Consider the following 20,887-nt stretch of genomic DNA (forward strand, 5'->3'; position numbering starts at 1 on the left):
TGCGACTCCCGTGACGACAGATATACCCTGAGATAGTCACGATACCCTGTATCTCTGTTACAAAATGCCTACTTGCGTCATATTCACCCGCTCCAGCCAGGTTACCCATTCGTCCACCAGTTGCTGGCTAGCGCGTGTGGCCGTGAGCCAAGCCTTGGCGCGTGCAGCGCTGTCGGTGCCGTAGTGGGTGAAGTCGTTGCGGTCCGGCAGCTTGGCATTGGGCAGGGAGCGCACCCAGTCCGGGCTGGGTGACAGCACCACCATGTTGTCCAGGGCGGCGGTGGAGCGGTGGCGCCACTTGAGGCCTTTGTCCAGCCAGCCGGGGACCACGCTGTGCTGGAAATGCGGGTACAGCACCAGCCCGGGCGATGGGCGCGAAGGGTATTTGTGTTGATTTTGGCTGCCACCGCTCTCTCCGCTTGCGCTACCAGCTATTAAATCAATAGCACCATCCAACATCGTGTCCGGTGTCCGTGACTGCGCTTGCGCCGGCATCGGTGCCGATGTGGGTGTCGGTGTAGGTTTAGAAGTCTGCGATGGCTTGCCGTACGCCAGGTGCAGGTGGTAGTCGGTGATGCCGCCATCCCAGTAAGCCCCCCGCGGAGCGCCCGGAATGTTGTGCACCGCCTGCAGTACGAAGGGGATGGAGCAGCTGGCCTGCAGCGCCGGCATGAAGTTGCCGGCGTTCAGCAGCACCTGCCGCGTGCGGTAGTCCGACGTGGCAAAGGGCAGCGCAGCGCATGCCCGGGCGGCAGCGTCGGCCCCCGTGCCCACGGCATCGGGCGATGAAAACACCACCCGCTCCAGCCAGGCGCCCAGGGCCTTGCGGTGCACGGTGTTGGTCAGGAAAGCGCCCAGATAGCCCAGCGGCGTGGCCAGGCCGTGCTCACGCCGCAGCATGTGGCGCCCGCGCGAGGTGACGATGTGCAGCCGGTAGCGCGGGTGGTTGAGCACCTCGTCCACCCGGCCGCCGTAGAACGCATCAAGGTTCTGGCCGAACCGCTCGCTCACGTGGGCCGCCGTGGGCCGCTTCTTGCCGGGCGGCAGGTCGTAGTTCTGGTGGATGTAGTCGTGCTCCAGCCGCTCGAATGCCGCCACCGAATCCTGCAGGCAGGCCGTGGCCATGCGCCACGCGCCGATGGAGGCGCCGACCAGGTGCACCGGCTGGGTGGATTGCGGCAGCCACTGGCCGAAGATGAACCGGTCCATGGGCCCCAGGATGAGCCCCTTGGGACCACCCGCTGCGCCGGGGATCACGCCCACATCGGCGGGCTGCAGGCCGTGTTGTTCAAGGTGTTCGCGGGCGCGGGGGCCGGCATGGATGCGCAGGGCTTTCATGGGCGGGGATTGTCGCAAAGCCCGGCGCTTACGCCTGTCGCGCTGTCATCCGCCACGGCCCTGCGAATCACCCGCTGCGGGCGATACGCCGCACCCGGGCTTGGCGGCCAGTTCACACCACGTAGTCGGCCGCCTCGGGCTTCACCGTCCAGTCGATCGGGTCCTGCTGCAGCACCATGTCGATGTCGAGCCCCAGCGTCAGGCCCACCTCGCCGGGGAACGACACCGCCAGCTCCCGGTCATCCAGCTCGGCCTCGCGGGCGCGGGCGCGCCAGGAGGCCAGGTGGATGACGCCGGCCAGCGGCTCGTAGACGTTGTTGTCGAAAGGTGCGCCCTGGTGCTGCAGGGCGTCCACCACCGTTTCGGGCAGCTGCCACCGGCGGGCCAGGGCCGCGGTGACGTGGCCGTAGCTGTAGCCGAAGATGCGGTGCTCGATCTTGCCGCGCCGCAGGTCGAACGGCGCGACCAGGGTGTTGACGGAGTGCGCCTTGTCCGGGTCGGCCAGGTGGATCACCAGCTCGCCCAGCGCATGCAGCAGTCCGGCCGTGAAGGCGGCGATCTGGTTCTGGTGCACGATGCCTGCGAGCGACCGCGCGAGCTTGGCGGTGTTCAGGCTGTAGCGCCAGAACTGCTGCATGTTCACACCCGGCACCGAGCGGGACGTCGTGCCCAGCGTGGCCGACGACACCAGTGCGCGCACCTGCCCGGTGCCCAGCAGCGCCAGCGCTTCCGGGATGCCGGCGATCTGGCGCGGCAGCTGAAAGGTGGGCGAGTTGGCCAGCTCCAGCAGCCGTGCCGCCAGCGTGGGGTCGGTGCCGAAAAGCTGGCTCAGGCGCCGCAGGCTGGGCTCGTCGTGCGCCAGCTCGTTCATCAGCAGCGCCACGGCGCGCGGCAGGCTGGGCAATGCCACTGGTTGGGCCAGCAGTGCGTTCAACTCCATGGGGTATGGCACCGAAGGGTTTGGTTGGGCCGATTATGGCCCGCCCTCACCGCCCGGCGCCTAACGATTCTTGGCCTGTTGCAACTTGGCGAACGCCGACGCCATGGCCGACTGCTGCGCGGGTTCGTTGGCCCGGCGCTGCGGCTGCGCATAGCCCCGGCCGGCGCCCTCGAAGCGGTTGTCCCGCGGTGCACCGCGGTCGCCGCTTTGGCGCGGCGGTGCGGCATCGAGTTTCATCGACAGCCCGATGCGCTTGCGTTCCACATCCACCTCCATGACCTTGACCTTGACGATGTCGCCGGTCTTGACCACTTCGCGTGCATCGGTCACGAACTTGTGCGCCAGCTGGCTCACATGCACCAGGCCGTCCTGGTGCACCCCCAGGTCGATGAAGGCGCCGAACTGAGCCACGTTGCTCACCGTGCCCTCCAGGATCATGCCTTCCTTGAGGTCCTTGATGTCCTCCACGCCGTCGTTGAAGCGCGCCACCTTGAAGTCCGGGCGCGGGTCGCGGCCGGGCTTTTCCAGCTCGCCCAGGATGTCCTTGACGGTGATGACGCCGAACTTGTCGTTGGCGAACAGCTCGGGCTTCAGGGTCTTGAGCATGTCGGCGCGGCCCATGATCTCGGCCACGGGCTTGCCCGTCTTCTCCATGATCTGCTCGACCACGGGGTAGGTCTCGGGGTGCACGCCGGTCATGTCGAGCGGGTTCTCGCCGCCTCGGATGCGCAGGAATCCCGCGCTCTGCTCAAAGGTCTTGGCGCCCAGGCCCGCCACGTCCATGAGCTGCTTGCGGCTCTTGAACGCGCCGTTGGCTTCGCGCCAGCGCACCACGGCCTTGGCCACGCTGCCCGACAGGCCCGACACGCGGCTGAGCAACGGCACGCTGGCCGTGTTCAGGTCCACGCCCACCGAGTTCACGCAGTCTTCCACCACCGTGCTCAGGGTGCGGGCCAGCTCGCTCTGGTTCACGTCGTGCTGGTACTGGCCCACGCCGATGCTCTTGGGGTCGATCTTGACCAGCTCGGCCAGCGGGTCCTGCAGGCGCCGGGCGATGGAGGCCGCACCGCGCAGGCTCACGTCCACATCGGGCATCTCCTGCGAGGCGTATTCGCTGGCGGAATAGACGGACGCACCGGCCTCGCTCACCACCACTTTCTCGATGGCGCGCTCGGCTTTGGCGGCCAACTTGATCAGGTCGGCTGCCAGCTTGTCGGTCTCGCGGCTGGCGGTGCCGTTGCCAATCGCAATCAGGTTCACGCCGTGCTTCTCGGCCAGCTTGGCCAGGGTGTGCAGCGAGCCTTCCCAGTCGCGGCGCGGCTCGTGCGGGAACACGGTGGCCGTCTCGACCAGCTTGCCGGTGTCGTCCACCACGGCCACCTTCACGCCGGTGCGGATGCCCGGGTCCAGCCCCATTACCACGCGCGGGCCGGCGGGTGCGGCCAGCAACAGGTCGCGCAGGTTGTCGGCAAACACCTTGATGGCGACCTTCTCGGCGTCGTCGCGCAGACGGGCGAACAGGTCGCGCTCGGTCGACAGCGACAGCTTCACGCGCCAGGTCCAGGCCACGCTCTTGCGGATCAGGTCGTCGGCGGGGCGAGCCGCGTGGCTCCAGCCCAGGTGCAGGGCGATCTTGCCCTCGGCCAGGCTGGGCTTGCCGGGCTCGGGTTCGACAGGCAGCACCAGCTTGGCTTCCAGAATCTCCAGCCCCCGGCCGCGGAACACCGCCAGCGCGCGGTGCGACGGCACGCGGCCGATGGGCTCGTCGTATTCGAAGTAGTCGCGGAACTTGGAGACCTCGGGGTCGTTCTCGTTCTTGCCATCGACCTTCTTGCTGCGCAGCAGGCCCTCGGCCCACAGCCATTCGCGCAGGCCCTGTACCAGCACGGCGTCTTCGGCCCAGCGCTCGGACAGGATGTCGCGCACACCGTCGAGCACGGCGGGCACGGTGGAGAAGTCGGCGCCGGGCTTGCCGTCGTCCAGCACCTCGGGGGGCTTGGTGAAGGCCGCTGCTTCCGTGGCGGGGTCGAGCGTGGGGTCCGCAAACAGCTTGTCGGCCAGCGGCTCAATGCCGAACTCGCGGGCGATCTGGCCCTTGGTGCGGCGCTTTTGCTTGAAGGGCAGGTAGATGTCTTCCAGCTCTTGCTTGGTGGGCGCGGCGGCGATGGCAGCGCGCAGCGCATCGGTCAGCTTGCCCTGCTCGTCGATGCTCTTGAGCACCGCGGCGCGGCGGTCTTCCAGCTCGCGCAGGTACGACAGGCGCGCTTCGATCTCACGCAGTTGGATGTCGTCCAGGCCGCCGGTCACTTCCTTGCGGTAGCGTGCGATGAAAGGCACGGTGGCCCCACCGTCCAGCAGCTCGACGGCTGTACGCACCTGTTGTTCACTGACCCTGATTTCTGCGGCCAACTGCCGGATGATCTGCTGCATGTGTGGGCGAACTCTCTCTGACGGCGAACCGGCCTTTGCCCTGCGGGGCGCAGCCGGTTCTGAAACAAACAAAACGCGAAGCGCGGGAGTTTGCCACAGGCGCTTTGGCCCCCACCCGACCCCACGGCGTGGTGGTCCTGCAGAGGTCCCTAGAATGCGCAGGCTGCCATGAACGACCCCATCCCTTTCCCCATCCGCACCGAATGCCCGCCCGGCACCTGCGTCTGCGGGCGGGACGCATTGATCGAGGCGCCTGGCGGCGACGTGCGCATTCTTCGCCTGACACGCGCCGAAGAAAAGAAACTGCTCGAGCGGCTGGAAAACCTGACCAGCCTTGAAGACCTGCGCCGCATGCAGGCGCGCCTGGAGCAGCAGCTCGGCGTGCGCCTGTCCATCACCCCCGGCCCGAACGAGGTGCGCACGCTGCGCGGCATCGCCATCCTGGTGCTGGACCAGCCCGGCCTGTGCCGCAAGACGCGCCAGGCCATCCCCGCCGCCATCAAGAAGAGCCTGGACCAGCGCCCCGAGATCACCTACGAACTACTCGACGAAAGCGGGCTGTTCGGAGGGCTCTGAGCCACGCGCCCACCTGCCCACACAAGCACCAACGACCCGCCCTACCCGCCTGAATGCAAGACGACCTGTTCGGCGGCCCGCCCGCACCGCCGCCCTCGCCCGCCCCCCACAAGCAGCCACCCGAGTCGTACACGCCCACGGACGGGCTCGGCACCCACCCGGCACCACCCTCCCGACCTCGCCGCACCGGCGTGCACCCCGCCCCCGGCCACGACGACCTGCGTGTCCTGGCTGACGCCTTGCCCCCGCAACTGCGCATGGGCACGTCGTCGTGGACCTACCCCGGCTGGAAAGGCCTGGTGTGGGAGGGCGAACATTCCGAGTCCATGCTGTCCAAACAAGGCCTGCCGGTGTACGCCCTGCACCCATTGCTGCGCACCGTGAGCATCGACCGCAGCTTCTACCGTCCGCTCACGGTGAGCCAGTACGAGCGCTATGCCTCGCAGGTGCCTGACGACTTCCGCTTCGTGGTGAAGGCGCCCAGCCTGGTCACCGATGCGCTGGTGCGCGCCGAGGATGGCCGGGGCCGCGAGCCCAACCCCGCGTTCCTGAGCCCCGACCTGGCCCGCAGCGAGTTCGTGGAGCCCGCCCTGCAGGGCCTGGGGCACAAGCTGGGGGTGCTGGTGTTCCAGCTCAGCCCGCTGCCGCTGGCGCAGCTCGACCGCCTACCGCTGCTGCTGGAGCGCCTGCGCGCCATGCTGCTCGCGCAGCCCGCACTGGCCCCGCTGGCACCCGACGGCGTGATCGCTGTGGAGGTGCGCGACCCCGAGTGGCTGACCCCCAACTTCGCCGCCGTGCTGCGCGAGGCCGGCGCCACCTACTGCCTGGGCCTGCACGCCAAGATGCCGGCCCTGAAGGATCAGTTGCCGGTGCTGCGCGCGCTGTGGCCCGGCCCGCTGGTGTGCCGCTGGAACCTGCACCCGGTGCACGGACCGTACGGCTACGAAGACGCCGAAAAGCTGTACCAGCCCTACGACCGCCTGCACCACCCCGACGAAGAAACCCGCACCGAGCTGGCCGCCGTGATTGCGGGCATGACCGGGCGCGGTCAGAACGCGTTCGTCACCATCAGCAACCACGCCGAAGGCTCAGCCCCGCACACGGTGCTGGGGCTGGCGCGCGCGGTGGCTGGGGCCAGCGGGCACGCCACGCCCGGTGCCGATGCGTCGGCCCAAGTCGAGTCCGCCGGCACAGCGGTGTAGGACACGGATCACCGCCAGCAAAACCGCAGGCTGACAGCGTGCGGCATTCACCTCGGCAACGATGAAGGCAACGACATCCAATCCAAGGGGAACCACACATGGGCATTCGCCAAAAAGTCAAAGAAGTACGCAATTGGGATGAGGCACGCCCGAGCTTCCCTGCAGAGCATTGGTTGGTACTGGGAGCCGGCCTGCTGGTCATGCGCAGCGCCGGCAAAAGCAGGGGCTTTCTCGGCCGCATGGTCGGGCGCGCCGTCGGCAGCGCACTGATCGCCCGCGCCGCATCGGGCCGGGATGGCGTGGTGGGCAAGTTGGCGCGTGCCAGCGCCCCTGGCGCAGGCGTTGCAGGTGTGGTCCGCGCACTGCGCGACCGCACCACGCGCTGACCCGCTGCACCGCCATGGAAACCCGTTGGCCCGCCGCGCTGTGGGTGGTACGGCATGGACAAAGTGCCGGCAACGTGGCCCGCGATGCCGCTGAGGCCGCGGGCCTGGAGACCATTGACCTCGCTTGGCGCGACATCGATGTGCCGCTGTCGGACCTGGGCACCGAACAATCCATTGCCCTGGGGCAATGGTGGGGCCAGCAGCCGGTGGATGCACAGCCCGAGGTGATCCTGTGCTCGCCCTACATACGCGCGGTGCAGACCGCGCGGCTGGTGGCCGAGCACAGTCGGCTCGAACATGTCACTCTGCGCCTGGACGAGCGTCTGCGCGAAAAGGAGTTCGGCATTCTGGACCGGCTCACCAAGTTCGGCATCCAGCAGCAGCACGCCCAGCTGCACGAGCAGCGCACGCACGTGGGCAAGTTCTACTTCCGCCCGCCGGGCGGCGAGAGCTGGTGCGACGTGATCCTGCGCCTGCGCAGCCTGCAGGAGATGGTCACGCGCGAATACGCGGGGCGGCGGGTGCTGGTGGTGGCCCACCAGGTCATCGTCAACTGCATGCGCTACCTCATCGAGCAGATGACCGAGGAACAAATCCTCGCCATCGATCGCGAGGGCGACGTGCCCAACTGTGCGGTGACCATCTACCGCGCCCACGCGGAAGGTGAAGGCCGTACCGACCAGGCCATGCAGCTGGTACAGGCCAACTTCCTCGCGCCGCTGCACGCTGCCAACGCCGCGGTGACCAGCGAGCCCGACGCCACCACCGCCCCCAAGCCCTGACCATGTCTACCCATGCACGGTTGCCCCGCCCCCGGGCGCTGACGGAGTCGCTGCTCGCCCGCTGGCCGCTGCCCGATCCGGGCGACCATGCAGACAAGGAAACGCGCGGCCATGTGCTAGTGGTGGCAGGCAGCCACGAGATGCCGGGCGCCGCCCTGCTGGCCGCCATTGCCGCGCTGCGCGCGGGTGCCGGCAAGCTGACGGTGGCCGCACCCGAGCGTGTGGCACTGGGCCTGGCCCTGGCCATACCCGAGGCGCGTGTGATGGGCCTGGCGGAAACACGCGGCGGCGGCTTTGCCGCACGGGACTGCGACCGCCTGGGCCCGCTGGCAGAAAAGGTGAGCGCCGTGGTGCTGGGCCCCGGCATGCTGGACGAAGCACGCAGCGTGGCCTTTGTGCGCACCATGCTGCCGCTGTTCACGCAGAGCACGGTGGTGCTCGATGCCTACGCCATGTCTGCCGTGGGCGACCGGCCCTTCGATCAGCCGGTAGTGATGACGCCGCACGCTGGCGAGATGGCCCACCTCACAGGCCAATCCAAGGACGAAATACTGGCCGACCCGTTGGCCGCCGTGCGCGCTGGCGCGCAGCGCTGGGGGGCGTGCGTGGCGCTCAAGGGGGGCATCACCTTCATTGCGCAACCCGACGGCAGCGCGCTGCGGTTTGCGGGGGGCACGCCAGGGCTGGCCACATCGGGCTCGGGCGACACCTTGGCCGGGTTGATCGGCGGGCTGGCAGCGCGTGGCGCACAGCCGCTGCACGCCTGCGCCTGGGGCGTGCTGCTGCATGCACGCGCGGGCGCTGCGCTGGCCCGAGAGCAGGGCACCCTGGGCTACCTGGCACGCGAACTGTCCGCGCAGGTGCCTGCACTCATCCACGCCATAAGGCGACGCACCGGTGGCAAAGGGCCAGCGGGATAAGCAAAAAAATCTGCCCTGCCGCGCTCTGGGTGAGCGCTAGCAGCTATATTTTCGATAGCATATGGCCGCAACCGTGTCGTTGAGCTGCGGGCCGTGGGCTCGGAGCTTTGGGGTCTTTTTGGCCCTACAAAGCCTGACCGTGCCCATCACCTGGCACCGCTCGGCTGCGCCCCAGCGTCACCCAGGTCAGCACCAGGCCCATCAGCGCGCCACTGGCCATGCCCACCACCATCGGCAGCGGTTTGCCGGTGGCAAACAGGCCCACCACGCCCATGGCCACGGCGCCGATCAGCATCTGCAGCGTGCCCAACAGGGCCGATGCGGTGCCTGCGATGGCGCCATGCTCCTCCAGCGCCAGCACCGAGGTGGTCGGGATCACCAGCCCCATGAGTGCGCTGGCGAAGAAGTACAGCCCCAGCAGCACGGCCAGCTGGTCGCCCCCGGCCAGGTAATAGGCCAGGAGGGCCACCATGATCACTCCCGCCCCGGTGACGGCCGCCTTGACCGTGTTCACCAAACCAAAACGCCGCCCCAGCTGCGCATTGAACTGCGCCGCCGCAAAGAACGCCGCCGCGTTGACCGAGAACGCCAGGCTGTACTGCACCGGCGTGAGGCCGTAGTGATTGATCAGCACAAACGGCGAGCCCGCCAGGTACACGAAGAAGCCCGCCATCGAGCAGCCGCCGATGAACACCAAGCCCAGGTAGTGCCAGTCGCGCAGCAGCAGCGCGTAGCCCGACAGCGCGCTGCCCAGGCTGCTCTCCAGCCGGTCGGCCGCGGGTCGCGTCTCCTGCAGGCCCTGAGACACCAGGACCAGCCCGGCCACCGCCGCCACGGCCACCGCCCAAAACACGCCACGCCAGCCCGTCACGGCGATCACGCCGCTGCCGGCCAGGGGCGCGAGCAATGGCGAAATGCTGAACACCAGCATCAGCAGCGACATCAGCCGCGCGGCCTCGGTGCCCGTGTGCAGGTCGCGCACCACGGCCCGCGGTATCGCCATGCCCGCCGCAGCGCCCAGCCCCTGCACGAAACGCAGGGCCACCAGCGTCTCGATGTCGGTCGCCAACGCGCAGCCCACGCTGGCCACGGTGAAGAGCAGTAGCCCGGCATACAGCGGCGGCTTGCGCCCCACCATGTCGGAGATGGGTCCGTAGAACAGCTGGCCCACGCCCAGCGAGACGAAGAACGCCGTGAGGCTCCACTGCACCGCGGAGACGTCCGCCCCCAGGCTGGCGCCGATCTCGGGCAGCGCCGGCAGGTACATGTCGATGGCAAAGGGGCCGATGGCCGAGAGCAGGCCCAGGATGAGGGCCATCTTGAAGAAACGGGTCGTTTGCATAGCCGGCCATTGTCACCAGTTTGGTGCGCGGGTGCGGGAAAACCCTGAATTCCCCTGCTTGCGCGCATGCAGGCGGCAGATTACTACGGCCGCGATTTCGCGTGATGCGAACGCCACTGTTCGTTGGAAACTTCGACATCGGATTTGGACGCGGTGCGTCGCAGCAGGCGGCTAGACTTCCGCTGTCGGCCAGCAGCGGTCGTCCGGTGCAAGCGCAATGACTTGCGATCCATCAATACAAATTCTCTATTTCATCAAATGCCAACGCGGACATTGCCCGTAATTGCTTGCCAAGTTAAGGATGAGAGCGGCGAGAAAACCATCATTGCCCTGGCGACCGTATCCGAAGCTCAACTCAGTGGGCTGAACCCAAGGCAGATCGTTGGTCAGTTGATTCAGCCATCCACAACGGATGTGATCGAGTCGACAAACTTTGCGCGGAATCCCGCGTTCGTCGAGTTCATGCATGACGTTATTCGAAGACATAGCCCGAGCCTTCCAGCCCTTCAAGCGGCTGCTAGGAGCCAATGGGAGGGCCATGTGTTCATCATCGATGCGCGGACACCATCTCCACAAGGTCCAGTACCACCCGAAGACATCGTCGGCGGATTTCAAGTGCACAAAGGCCTATTGGACGTGTCAACCTACTCTGCGAATCCCAACCACCGACTACTGTCGGATAGGGGATTTGCACAACTGGACTCTGACCTTGTAGAGATATTGCAAGCTGAGGCCTGCCATGCTCCCTTTCAGGCGGCAAGATCGATTCCAGTTGGGACAGAGAAGCCTTGGTATAAATTCTGGTAGCTCGACAAATGCAATCGGCCAGCAGAAAACCTTACTGTCAATGAATCCACTGCGTTGGCTGTTGAACCTCAGTGCCCTTGCCGCAGAACGTCGGGGCGGGAAAGGTGCGGACCTGTGGGGCACGGGCGGGGCGGCAAATGATCCTCAAGAGTTTGCACCAGTAGAAATCGATGGATCGATACTGCTTCTTGAGACAACAAGAGAGATTGAGATTTGGACGCTTCTTTCGGTGGATAGGTGTCGATTCGCCCGCGCAACTCGTTCGGCTGACGGCACTGTCATGAAGCTCACAGTGTTTGAGCGCCGATTGCGAAACGAAGAAAGCGCCGAGTGGCAGCTGTGGGAAGGTCCGTCTCTTGTGGGTTCACTGGCTGATGCTCAAGCGCTAGGAAAATCGCTGCTAGACCGTTCCGATACATAGGTCCCTATCTGGTTTGGGTAGAGGGTGGCCTGCAGCCTTGGGCCCGCTAACGTCCCTCGCCATCGGGCAGAATTCGGCCAGGAGCAGTCAGTGGCACTTCGGTGAACCGGACGCTCAACGTCTGCGGTGAGCTGTGCCGGAGCAAAACGGATGGAGCCTAACAGACAGCGCCTGCTAGGTTCGTCATGACAGCCAGTTAGACCTCTTCACGCGCCTGCTCATCATTGTCGTCAGCCTCTTCATCGGTGTCGTCATCCTCCGTCCGTATAGCTCGAAGGCTCGTCAGAACTTGGTCTCCATATGGCGTGAGTGTCCAGTACGTTCCCGCGTCCTTGACGCTGCGTGTTTTCTCACTCTTCGCGATTAGGCCCAATGCGCGCAGCTGAATCTTGACGGTCTGGTAGTCATGGTCATCGATCTCGAAATTGCGCAGATTTATGTGGCCGCGCAGGCGCTCTTCAGTAGACCGCTGCGCACGGGAGCGAGCTTGGACCATCTTGTTCATCGAGATGCGAAGGCCGGCTTCGGATGCCTCATCAATCAGGTAAGGTCCAACGTCGTAGAAGATCGCGTTCCAAGAAAGATCGATGCTTAAGTTCCAGGCCCAGCTATTACGGGATGAGTCAAAGGAGTCAAAACGGTAGTTGACCGAATACTCCTCGTATCCTTGCGATAGTTGTTCCGTTCCAGGTGGGGCAGAGTTGCGGACCGCCGAGAGCTTGGCTTCTAGTTCTTCAATCTGACGGCGCAAGCGGAGCACCTCCGCCGCTGCAGCCCCATCAATCAATTCGTTGGATCGGACCCAGCCCACCCCTGGCTGCTGCTTGATTAGCTTCACGACGCTGCGGCTAACTACTGAGCCGAGCTCCGCAGGGCCTTCCCAGAACTTGCACAGCTTTTGGCTAACAGATGATCGGAAGGCAAGAAGCTTGGCTCTCCCTTCATCGGTTTGCTCGCACTTCGCTGAGGGGAGGTTCGCGGGCGTTTTATGGAGGAAGGCTAGCGTTGGTTTACCTGTTTCTAAAGCATACCGATATTCCATTTCGGTGTAGCTAAGGCCACTTGGCGCAACGCTTCCATAGCGACCTGCGCAGATGATGATGTAGTAGTCGCATTCATCGATAACGCGCTTTATTAGACTCCATTGTTCCTCATCAGCAGCTGGGAAAAGCTCCATGCCTGATGGGATGCAGTCCAACTCAAGCAATGCTTGCATCACTTCCTGACGCTCGGCGCGCAGGTCCTCATACGTGGAGCTGACGAATACTTGATAGCGCTTGTCCATTGATGAAGAGACCTAACTTAATGTTGAACGAGCCAACCCGCAGGCCATATCTAGCGCTAGCGGTCTAAATTGATTGGGGAACAAAGCTGCAGTCTGCTCGCAGCCTATTCCGGCAGCACACGAACTGCAAATGATCAAAACACTTAGTCCAGCCATGGAACCGACAGCCCCTCGGTTGCTAATCGGTCCGCGAATGCATTCGGTTCAAATACTACAGCCTGCGCGCAGATTGGGCCATCCCCTGGTCCGTACACCATCAGATGACGCCTTTGCGGGTCTTATAGGAAAGACTGCTCAGGGCCCAAAGCCGACTACCCTTCACGAAAATGGGAAGGTGCCTCCGGTGGAAAACGAGGGGCAAACTTCGGACTGACCTCTACAGAAGGCCAGCACCTGTTTCTGCAGCTCGGCAACTAGCACCGGGTCGGAAACCAAGGTCACCGGATACTGGTCAGCATCGACTTCGCACCAAAGGTTCAGGCTTCGCGCTGCGTCACAAATAGCAGATAGTGCATCTGCAAATTCACTAGCGGTCGGCCAGGGATATGTGCGACGCGGGTCCAATCTGGGAACCAACGAAAGTTGCAATTTGCTGGCGTTGGTAGTCGGCTCCACGAGACCCAGCAAAGTGCCATCAAAGAAGCAAAGTTCCTCGGTCGATTCGCCCCATTGAGTTCGAAAGAAGTTTCGCGACAATCCAGGCGTCTCAATATCTACGGTCAAAACGAAGATGTCGGGGGTGCGTATGAATGGAAAATCTTGCATTGCCGAACGCCTGCTTGTGGCCGATTTCGGTCATCGTATCAGCGCGGCACTCCCATGAAATCAAGGCCCACGCTCACTTCAACAAGTTCCGAAGAGCAGTAGCCTGGATTCACGCAAGCAAATCCACCATGCGTGCGCAACGAGAGCTCAACGCCACCCCCGGCCGCTTCAGCTTGACTGCCGACGGCTGTCCCTAAAGATCAACCTCGCCTCTCCCCGACCCCTCTCCCAGGACCTGCGCCAGCTCGATCCTATTCCGCCCGCCCTGCTTCGCACGATACAGCGCCCTATCGGCCTGGCGCACCAGCTCTTCGGGCAATTGCTCGCGCTGCGGCTGCAGGCTGGCCACGCCGAAGCTCACCGTCACAATGCCGTGCGGTGCGCCCTCATGCGGCAGCGCCAGCTGCACGATGGCCTCCTGGATGTGGCGCGCCACGTCGGCGGCGGCCTTCAGGTCCGAGCCGGGTAGCAGCACCACGAACTCCTCGCCGCCAAAACGCGCGGCCAGCTCGCCTTCGCGCCGCGCGCCCGTCTGTACCAAGGTGAGGGCCAGTGCCTTCAGGCAGGCGTCGCCCGCCAGGTGGCCGTAGTGGTCGTTGAAGTGCTTGAACACGTCCACGTCCAGCATGATGAGCGCCAGCGGCGTGCGGGCCCGCTGGGCCCGGGCCCATTCGCGCGCCAGGGCGTCGTCGAAGTGGCGGCGGTTGGCGATGCCCGTGAGGCCGTCGGTATTGCTCAGCAACTCCAGCCGGTGGTTGGCCTGCGCCAGCGCCTCGGTGCGCTCGTCGACCAGCGCCTGCAGCTCACTGTTGCGCTGGCGCAGGTCGTCGATGGGGTACACCTCGCTGCCGTGCGGCTTGCCGTAAGGGATGGAGACGCTCACGTGGGCGATCTTCCAGTCGCCCTCGGTGCCCTGCCCTGCGGTCGCCGCGGGCTCGCGCCGGAACAGCACCACCTTGCGGGCCGTCTCGCGGGAGAACAGCGCGTCGGGGATCGGCAAGTGGATGTGAAAGAACGCGGTGGCCGCCAGCAGGTCCGGGCCCAGGTCCTGCACGAACAGGTCCACCATGTCGATGCCGATGCGCGCAGGCACCTGGGTAAAGTCCTGCTGCGTCACCTCGACCCATTCGGCCCGGCTTTTCACCAGCCTATCGCTGCTGCCGGCAAAGCCGCTGAAGCTGTCGCAAAAGCGCGCGAGCAGCCGGGTATCGCGTGCGGCATACATCTCGATGTACTCATCGAAAAGCATGCGGGTGAGTCGCTCGCGGTCCGGGGGCATGCAGGGGGTCCTTGTCGTGGGGTGGTGGTGATGGGGCGGCGCCAGCGGCCGCATCACGCGGGCATGGCGACAGGTGCGTTTGAATGTAACACCCGCTGCGCCGCAACAACCACCCCGGCTTACCCTGCGGCCGGCCCTGCACCGGTACCGCTGGGCCCTGCTCAGTCACCCCAGCCGCGCCCGCCTTCGTCACCCATGGAACCACCGCGCGGGGCCCATCACCAGCCAGGGGAACAGCACCATCAGGAACATGATGGCGAACTCCGCGATCATGAAGGGCACCACGCCGCGGGTCACGTCGTCCATCGACATCTTGCCCACCCCGGCCACCACGTTCAGCACCGTGCCCACGGGCGGCGTGACCAGGCCGATGGAGTTGTTGATGATGAACATCACGCCGAAGTAGACCGGGTCGATGCCGGCGGCCGTCACCACCGGCATCAGCACAGGGGTCAGGATGAGGATGGTGGGCGTCATGTCCATGGCGGTGCCCACCAGCATCACCAGCACCATGATGGCCGCCATCAGCAGCACCTTGTTGTCCATGAAGGGCTGCAGCAGCCCCACCACCTTGGACGGCAGGTCGGCCACGGTGATGAGCCACGCGCTCACCATGGCGGCGGCGATGAGGAACATCACGATGGCGCTGGTCTTGGCCGCGGCCACGAAGATGCCGTACAGGTCGCGCCAGGTGATCTCGCGGTAGATGACGGCCGACACGAACAGCGCGTACACCGCCGCCACCACGGCCGCCTCGGTGGGCGTGAACACGCCCATGCGCAGGCCCACGAGGATGATCACCGGCAGCATCAGCGCCCACAGCGCCTTGCGCAGGGCCGTGAGGATCTCGCCCGCGGACTTGCGCGGCGGGGGCACGATCTTCTCGCTGCGCACCAGCACGGCCCACGTCAGCCACAGGGCCGCACCGATCAGGATGCCCGGCACGATGGCCGCGAGGAACAGCTTGGAGATCGACACGTTGGCCGCCACGCCAAAGATCACGAGGCCGATACTCGGCGGGATCACCGGGCCGATGACGCCGGTGGCCGCGATCAAACCGCCTGCGCGCGACTTGTCGTGCCCGGCCTTGACCATCATGGGCAGCAGCAGCGCGGTGAGCGCCGCCGCATCGGCCACGGCCGAGCCCGACAGGGCCGACAGCAGGCAGCCGGCCATGATGGTCACGTAGCCCAGGCCGCCCTTCACATGGCCCACCAGGGCCAGCGCAAAGTCCACGATGCGGCGCGACAGGCCGCCCACGTTCATGATCTCCCCCGCCAGCATGAAGAACGGCACGGCCAGCAGCGGAAAGCTGTCGGCCCCGCTGATCAGGTTCTGCGCCAGGATCTGCGCGTCGAACAGATCCAGGTGCCACATCAGCGCCACACCGCTGGCCAAGAGCGAGAACGCGATCGGGATGCCCATGGCCATGGCGAGCAGCAGCGCGCCCACAAAGACGAAGATGGTCATCGCGCGGCCTCCTTGCCGTGCGGAGCATCGGTGGTGCCTGCCGAGCCCAGGATCTGCTGCAACTGCACGGCCTCTTCGGACTCCTGCACCATCACCAGGTCTTCATCGGCGATCTGGCCGCTGAGCAGGCGGTACAGATCAATCGCCAGGATGAGCGCCGCGCACACCGCAAACACCAGCCCCGCCGCGTAGACGATGGCCATGGACGCGCCCGTGGTGGGCGCCGTCACGTCCCAGTTGATGCGCGCCTGCGCCAGGCTGCCCTGGAACAGCAGCCACACGATGTAGAGCATCACGACATGGCCCAGGGCCAGGCAGATCTTCTTGCCCACAGCCGGCAAGCGCTGTACCACCATGTCCACCCCCAGGTGGCCATGCTCGCGCAGCGCGACGATGGCCCCGAGGAAGGTCATCCAAATGAAGAGCCAGCGCGAGACTTCTTCCGACACGGTGATGCCCGAGTTGAAGCCGTAGCGCAGCACCACGTTGCCGAACACCAGCACCACCATCAACGCGAGCATGGCGGCGATCACCGCCTCCAGGCCGCGGCAGGCGCCATCCATCCACCGATTCATGTTGTATTTCCTGTGATGGAGGATGGGTACTCAGGCGGGCTGCGCAGCCTCGCGCAGGCTCTCCACCAGCGAGCGCAACGCCGCCAGGTAAGAATGCGGCCCGAAGCCCTGCACCGTGGCCTTCACGGCCGGCGAGATGATGGAATGCGCGCGCCATGCCTCGCGGGCGGCGATGTTGGACATGTGCACTTCGATCACCGGGAACGGCATGGCTTTGATCGCGTCGTGCAGCGGCACGCCGTGTTGCGTGAGGCCCGCGGGGTTTACCAGCGCGCCCTGCGCGGCGTCTATGTGGTCGTGCAGGAAGTCGATGAGCGCGCCTTCGTGGTTGGACTGCACGATGGCCAGTTCTACCTGCAGTTCGGCTGCGAGCTTTTGCAGCCGATCGTTGATCTGCGCCAGCGTGGTGGTGCCGTAGATGTGGGGTTCGCGGCGCCCGAACAGGTTGAGGTTCGGGCCGTGGAGGACGAGGATTTTCATGGGGTGTTAAGGGTTGAGAGCGGCTGACAAAGCTCAGCGAAGCGGTTCTGGCTAGGCGCTGCGTCGCAGGCAGTGCGAATAGCACGACAAGACGCAGCAACGACGCCAGAAGAGTTTTGCCAGGCGCTCTTACTTGCGGATGCGGGCGAGTTCGCTGTTGTAGAGCTTCACGATGGCCGGGTCGTAGGTGGCGGCGAACTTCTCGATCACGGGCTTGGCGATCTGCTGCATGCGGGCCAGCTCGGCCGGCGCGATCTCGTTGTAGACCATGCCCTTGGCCTGCAGGTCGCCCACCGATTTCTGCGCGGCGGCGCGGCTCACCTGCCGCTGGTAGCCGCGCGCCTCGTTGGCGGCGTCGTGCATCATCTTTTGCTCGGCGGGGGTCAGCTGGTCCCAGAACTTCTTGCTCACCAGCACGATGTTGGCGGCATACACGTGGTTGGTGGCGCTCACGTACTTCTGCACCTCGAACATCTTGTTCGACAGGATCACCGCATAGGGGTTCTCCTGGCCGTCCACCGCCTTGGCCTCCAGCGCGCCGTACAGCTCGGCAAACGGCATGGGCACCGGGTTGGCCTTGAAGGCCTTGAAGGTGTCGAGGAACACCGGGTTGGGGATCACGCGCAGCTTCAGGCCGTCGAAGTCATCGGCCTTGGTGATGGGCCGCTTGCTGTTGGTCACGTTGCGAAAGCCCAGGTCCCAGTAGCCCAGGGCCACCAGGCCTTTTTCGGGCAGCTTGGCGATCAGCGTCTGGCCCAGCGGGCCGTCCAGCAGCGCATCGGCCTGGGCAAAGTTGGCCACCGCGAACGGAAAGTCCACCAGCCCGAATTCCTTGACGATGCCGGCCAGCGACGTGGTGGCCGGGGCCGACATCTGCTGCACGCCGCCCTGCAGGGCCGACTGCTGCTGCAGCTCGTTGCCCAGCTGCGAGGCGGGGTATTCCTGCACCTTGAGCTTGCCGCCGCTCTTGGCCGCCAGCAGCTCGGCAAAGCGCTTCACGCCAAAGCTCACCGGGTGGTCCGCATTGTTCAGGTGACCGAAGCGGATCACGCGCTCTTGCTGGGCCGCGGCCGGCAGGGCCAGCAACAGGGACAGGCCGGCGGTGGCCAGAAGGCAGGCAGTTTTCTTCACGGGGCATCTCCATCAAAAAAGGGCAAGGCTTGCCAGGGCGCAACCGATGTCGCCGCCGCAGCACTTGGAATGCATCGTAGAAAAAAGTGGAAAGTGTTTCCATAGTAGAAACCCTTTAACAAATTTTGGTACATTGCTGCCGAACCGTGCCAGCGCCCCCGGCCTGCCCACACCCCTTTCGAAAGCTATTGCCCATGAGCAGCATCCTCGAGCGCAGCTTCAAAGTCCTGGAACACCTCGCGCCCCACCCCGAAGGCAAGGCGCTGTCGAACCTCGCGTCCGAGCTGGACATGCCGCTGAGCGCCACGCACCGGCTGCTGGCCGAGCTGGTCCGCTGCGGCTATGTGCGCCAGGAGCACAACCAGGGCAACTACATGCTGACGATCAAGCTGGTGTCGCTGGGCCTGGGGTTCCTGAGCGCGAGCGGCATCGTGGACATCGCCCAGCCGCTGCTGGACCGGCTGGCGGCCGAATCGGGCGAGCTGGTGCGCCTGGCCGTGGTGGACGGCAGCGAGCTGACCTTCGTCGCCAAGGCGCAGGGCGCCGTGCGCGGCCTGCGCTACGACCCGGACATGGGCCTGTCGGTGAACCTGTCGTGCAGCTCGGCCGGCCATGCGTGGCTGTCCACCCTGAGCGATGAGGAAGCGCTGGCGCTGGTGTCCCAGCAGGGCTTTGGCAAGCCCGAGGACTACGGCCCCAACGCACCCACCACCGTGAAGGCCCTGCTGGCCTACCTGAAGGCGGCGCGCCAGCGCGGCTTCAGCATGATCGTCGAAGTCTTCTCGCCCGCCATGACCGCCATGGCCGCGCCCATCCGCAGCAGCCACGACGGCGCGGTGATCGGCGTGGTCACCATTGCAGGGCCGCTGGTGCGCCTGACCGAGGAGCGCATGCTGGCCCTGGGCCCTGCCCTGCTGGCCACCACCGAAGAGCTGGCGATGGCCAGCAGCGGATCGGCGATGCTCAGAAAGCGTGGGTAGGCAGGGTGGGCTGCTGCTGGCGCTGCGACTGCGTCTGAACCCGCGTTAGCCTCGGGGCGCAAACAGCGCCAGCGTGTCGTGCGCAAAAGCGCCCTCGATCGCCAGCATGCGCATCTTGGTGGCGGCCCCACCCCCGGCAGAAAAGCCGCCGGTCTTGCCATTCGCGGCCAGGATGCGGTGGCATGGCACTACCGGCGCAAAAGGGTTGTGCCCCAGCGCCTGGCCCACGGCGCGCGCTGCACCGGGCTCGCCCAGCGCGGCGGCCATTTCGCCATAGGTCATGGTCTTGCCCGGCGGGATGCGGCGGGCCAGTGCGTACACGCGGGCGTTGAACGGCGGCACGCCGTCGGTGGCCAACGGCACATCCAGCAGATCGTCGTGCACGCCCTCCAGCGTGGCCACCACGCGCGCGGCCCAGGCGGCCACGGCGGGCGGCATGGCGCATTCGGACAACTGCGGAAAGCGCCGCTGCATGCGGGTGCGCGTCGCGGCCTCGCCCGCGTCTTCGGGCAGTTGCACGCCCACCAGCAGATCGCCCTGCCATGCGATGCCGCAGTGGCCGATGGCGGTGCCGAACAGCGCGAAGCCGCGATCGCCGCAGGCGCTGCCCTGCTGCGCGGCGATGGTGTCTTGCTCTGCAGTCATTGCTATATTTTTAATAGCTGTTGGCACTTTTGCAGCAAGCGGCAGGGGCCCGTTCAGTCCTGAACCCTCAACCCTCGGCCCTCAACGCTGCCCGCAGTTGCTCGCCCACTTCGGGCTTGCTGGCAAACGGGTCGGTGGGGTTGCGGCTGAGCATGATGTCTTCCATGCGCGTCTGCACCGAGGCGATGGCCTTGGGGTGGCTGTAGATGTAGAACTGGCCCTGCGCCGCTGCGTCGAACACTTTCTGCGCGACTTCGGCCGCGGTCACCTTGCCGCTGCCCACGGCCTTGTCGCTCATGGCCTGGCCGATGAGCTGGCTCTTGGTGGGCTTGTCGGCCGGCATGTCGCCAGGCCGGTTGCGGTGGCTCTGGGCGATGCCGGTGGGCACGAAGAACGGGCACAGCACGCTGGCCTTGATCTGGTCCGTGACCAGCGACAAATCCTGGTACAGCGTCTCCGACAGGCTCACCACCGCGTGCTTGCTCACGTTGTAGATGCCCATGTTGGGCGCATCCACCAGGCCCGCCATGCTGGCGGTGTTGACGATGTGGCCGCGCCAGGCCGGGTCTGCCTTGGCGGCCGCCAGCATCATCGGCGTGAACAGGCGCACGCCGTGCACCACGCCCCAGAGGTTCACGCCCAGCACCCATTCCCAGTCCTTGACCGAGTTCTCCCACACCAGGCCGCCCGCGCCCACGCCGGCGTTGTTGAACACGAGGTGCGGCGCGCCGAAGCGCTGCTGCACATCAGCGGCCAGCTGCTCCATCTGCGCGGCGTTCGACACATCGACCTTGCGCGCCAGCACCTGCACGCCCGCGGCCTGCATCTCGGCCGTGGCAGCGTCGAGCGCGTCCTGCTGAATGTCCACCAATACCAGGTTCATGCCCAGGCGGGCGCCGATGCGCGCGCATTCGAGGCCGAAGCCCGAGCCTGCGCCAGTGAGGACGGCGGTCTTGCAGGCAAAGTTGTCGATCATGGTGGTGTCTCCTTGAAGTGGTGTGTGGTTTTGTGTGTGTTCAGCGACAGGGCATGTATCGATGCATCCGTGCGGTGACCGGGTCATCCATCGCCCTGCCGTTCGCCCTGAGCTTGTCGAAGGGTGTCCGCGAGGGCTGCCCTGGCTTCGACAGGCT

20 protein-coding genes are annotated in these 20,887 nt (G+C 65.7%); 6 read left to right on the forward strand and 14 right to left on the reverse strand.

Annotation, left to right across the window (positions count from 1 at the left end):
- Window positions 1-57 precede the first annotated feature (57 nt).
- From ACSQ3N_RS15120 to ACSQ3N_RS15130, 3 genes are all read right to left on the reverse strand, one after another.
- The gene (locus ACSQ3N_RS15120; protein ID WP_056165466.1) at window positions 58-1,338 is read right to left on the reverse strand and encodes a patatin-like phospholipase family protein; all 1,281 of its coding nucleotides are present in this window, start codon (window positions 1,336-1,338) and stop codon (window positions 58-60) included.
- Window positions 1,339-1,450: 112 nt separating this feature from the next.
- Window positions 1,451-2,278 (reverse strand): HDOD domain-containing protein, encoded by an 828-nt coding sequence (locus ACSQ3N_RS15125; protein WP_056165464.1) that lies wholly within the window; start codon window positions 2,276-2,278, stop codon window positions 1,451-1,453.
- Window positions 2,279-2,338: 60 nt separating this feature from the next.
- Window positions 2,339-4,708, reverse strand: a complete 2,370-nt coding sequence (locus ACSQ3N_RS15130; protein WP_436146693.1) for a Tex family protein — start codon at window positions 4,706-4,708, stop codon at window positions 2,339-2,341.
- Between the two features lie 168 nt (window positions 4,709-4,876).
- On the opposite strand from ACSQ3N_RS15130, the gene ACSQ3N_RS15135 reads away from it, so the two are divergent.
- From ACSQ3N_RS15135 to ACSQ3N_RS15155, 5 genes are all read left to right on the forward strand, one after another.
- A complete protein-coding gene (locus tag ACSQ3N_RS15135; protein WP_436146694.1) occupies window positions 4,877-5,284 on the forward strand; it encodes a hypothetical protein in 408 nt (135 codons plus the stop codon).
- Window positions 5,285-5,337: 53 nt separating this feature from the next.
- Window positions 5,338-6,486, forward strand: coding sequence for a DUF72 domain-containing protein (locus ACSQ3N_RS15140; RefSeq protein ID WP_436146695.1), 1,149 nt, complete (start codon window positions 5,338-5,340; stop codon window positions 6,484-6,486).
- 98 nt (window positions 6,487-6,584) lie between these two features.
- Complete coding sequence (locus tag ACSQ3N_RS15145) at window positions 6,585-6,872, forward strand: hypothetical protein (RefSeq protein ID WP_436146696.1); 288 nt, start codon at window positions 6,585-6,587, stop codon at window positions 6,870-6,872.
- Between the two features lie 14 nt (window positions 6,873-6,886).
- Window positions 6,887-7,654 carry a histidine phosphatase family protein gene (locus ACSQ3N_RS15150; protein WP_436146697.1) on the forward strand — a complete coding sequence of 256 codons (768 nt, stop codon included), beginning with the start codon at window positions 6,887-6,889 and terminating at the stop codon, window positions 7,652-7,654.
- A 2-nt stretch (window positions 7,655-7,656) separates the two neighbouring features.
- Complete coding sequence (locus tag ACSQ3N_RS15155) at window positions 7,657-8,574, forward strand: NAD(P)H-hydrate dehydratase (RefSeq protein ID WP_436146698.1); 918 nt, start codon at window positions 7,657-7,659, stop codon at window positions 8,572-8,574.
- Between the two features lie 124 nt (window positions 8,575-8,698).
- Here the strand turns inward: ACSQ3N_RS15155 and ACSQ3N_RS15160 are convergent, their stop codons facing one another.
- The 9 genes from ACSQ3N_RS15160 to ACSQ3N_RS15200 all read right to left on the reverse strand — a co-directional run bounded on the left by ACSQ3N_RS15160 (window position 8,699) and on the right by ACSQ3N_RS15200 (window position 18,129).
- Window positions 8,699-9,916 (reverse strand): multidrug effflux MFS transporter, encoded by a 1,218-nt coding sequence (locus tag ACSQ3N_RS15160; protein ID WP_436146699.1) that lies wholly within the window; start codon window positions 9,914-9,916, stop codon window positions 8,699-8,701.
- Window positions 9,917-10,162: 246 nt separating this feature from the next.
- Complete coding sequence (locus ACSQ3N_RS15165; RefSeq protein ID WP_436146700.1) at window positions 10,163-10,384, reverse strand: hypothetical protein; 222 nt, start codon at window positions 10,382-10,384, stop codon at window positions 10,163-10,165.
- A gap of 956 nt (window positions 10,385-11,340) precedes the next feature.
- Complete coding sequence (locus tag ACSQ3N_RS15170; protein WP_436146701.1) at window positions 11,341-12,429, reverse strand: DUF4062 domain-containing protein; 1,089 nt, start codon at window positions 12,427-12,429, stop codon at window positions 11,341-11,343.
- 318 nt (window positions 12,430-12,747) lie between these two features.
- The gene (locus ACSQ3N_RS15175) at window positions 12,748-13,194 is read right to left on the reverse strand and encodes a hypothetical protein (protein WP_156372006.1); all 447 of its coding nucleotides are present in this window, start codon (window positions 13,192-13,194) and stop codon (window positions 12,748-12,750) included.
- 193 nt (window positions 13,195-13,387) lie between these two features.
- The gene (locus ACSQ3N_RS15180) at window positions 13,388-14,473 is read right to left on the reverse strand and encodes a GGDEF domain-containing protein (protein WP_056165445.1); all 1,086 of its coding nucleotides are present in this window, start codon (window positions 14,471-14,473) and stop codon (window positions 13,388-13,390) included.
- 189 nt (window positions 14,474-14,662) lie between these two features.
- Window positions 14,663-15,943: a TRAP transporter large permease gene (locus ACSQ3N_RS15185; RefSeq protein ID WP_056165444.1), complete on the reverse strand. Its 1,281-nt coding sequence runs from the start codon at window positions 15,941-15,943 to the stop codon at window positions 14,663-14,665.
- The gene (locus ACSQ3N_RS15190) at window positions 15,940-16,518 is read right to left on the reverse strand and encodes a TRAP transporter small permease (protein WP_436146702.1); all 579 of its coding nucleotides are present in this window, start codon (window positions 16,516-16,518) and stop codon (window positions 15,940-15,942) included. The genes ACSQ3N_RS15185 and ACSQ3N_RS15190 overlap by 4 nt, the downstream gene beginning before the upstream one ends.
- Window positions 16,519-16,548: 30 nt before the next feature.
- Window positions 16,549-16,998, reverse strand: a complete 450-nt coding sequence (locus ACSQ3N_RS15195) for a type II 3-dehydroquinate dehydratase (RefSeq protein WP_056165439.1) — start codon at window positions 16,996-16,998, stop codon at window positions 16,549-16,551.
- A gap of 129 nt (window positions 16,999-17,127) precedes the next feature.
- The gene (locus ACSQ3N_RS15200; RefSeq protein WP_436146703.1) at window positions 17,128-18,129 is read right to left on the reverse strand and encodes a TRAP transporter substrate-binding protein; all 1,002 of its coding nucleotides are present in this window, start codon (window positions 18,127-18,129) and stop codon (window positions 17,128-17,130) included.
- A 194-nt stretch (window positions 18,130-18,323) separates the two neighbouring features.
- Here ACSQ3N_RS15200 and ACSQ3N_RS15205 point away from each other — a divergent pair, with 194 nt between their 5' ends.
- The gene (locus ACSQ3N_RS15205) at window positions 18,324-19,109 is read left to right on the forward strand and encodes an IclR family transcriptional regulator (RefSeq protein ID WP_436146704.1); all 786 of its coding nucleotides are present in this window, start codon (window positions 18,324-18,326) and stop codon (window positions 19,107-19,109) included.
- A gap of 45 nt (window positions 19,110-19,154) precedes the next feature.
- On the opposite strand, the gene ACSQ3N_RS15210 is transcribed toward ACSQ3N_RS15205, so the two are convergent.
- Both ACSQ3N_RS15210 and ACSQ3N_RS15215 read right to left on the reverse strand, forming a co-directional pair.
- Window positions 19,155-19,754: a methylated-DNA--[protein]-cysteine S-methyltransferase gene (locus tag ACSQ3N_RS15210; RefSeq protein ID WP_436146705.1), complete on the reverse strand. Its 600-nt coding sequence runs from the start codon at window positions 19,752-19,754 to the stop codon at window positions 19,155-19,157.
- 67 nt (window positions 19,755-19,821) lie between these two features.
- Window positions 19,822-20,730, reverse strand: coding sequence for an SDR family oxidoreductase (locus tag ACSQ3N_RS15215; RefSeq protein ID WP_056165433.1), 909 nt, complete (start codon window positions 20,728-20,730; stop codon window positions 19,822-19,824).
- Window positions 20,731-20,887 lie beyond the last annotated feature (157 nt).

The sequence above is a fragment of the Acidovorax sp. LjRoot194 genome, from assembly GCF_964253015.1.
GTDB lineage: Bacteria > Pseudomonadota > Gammaproteobacteria > Burkholderiales > Burkholderiaceae_C > Acidovorax.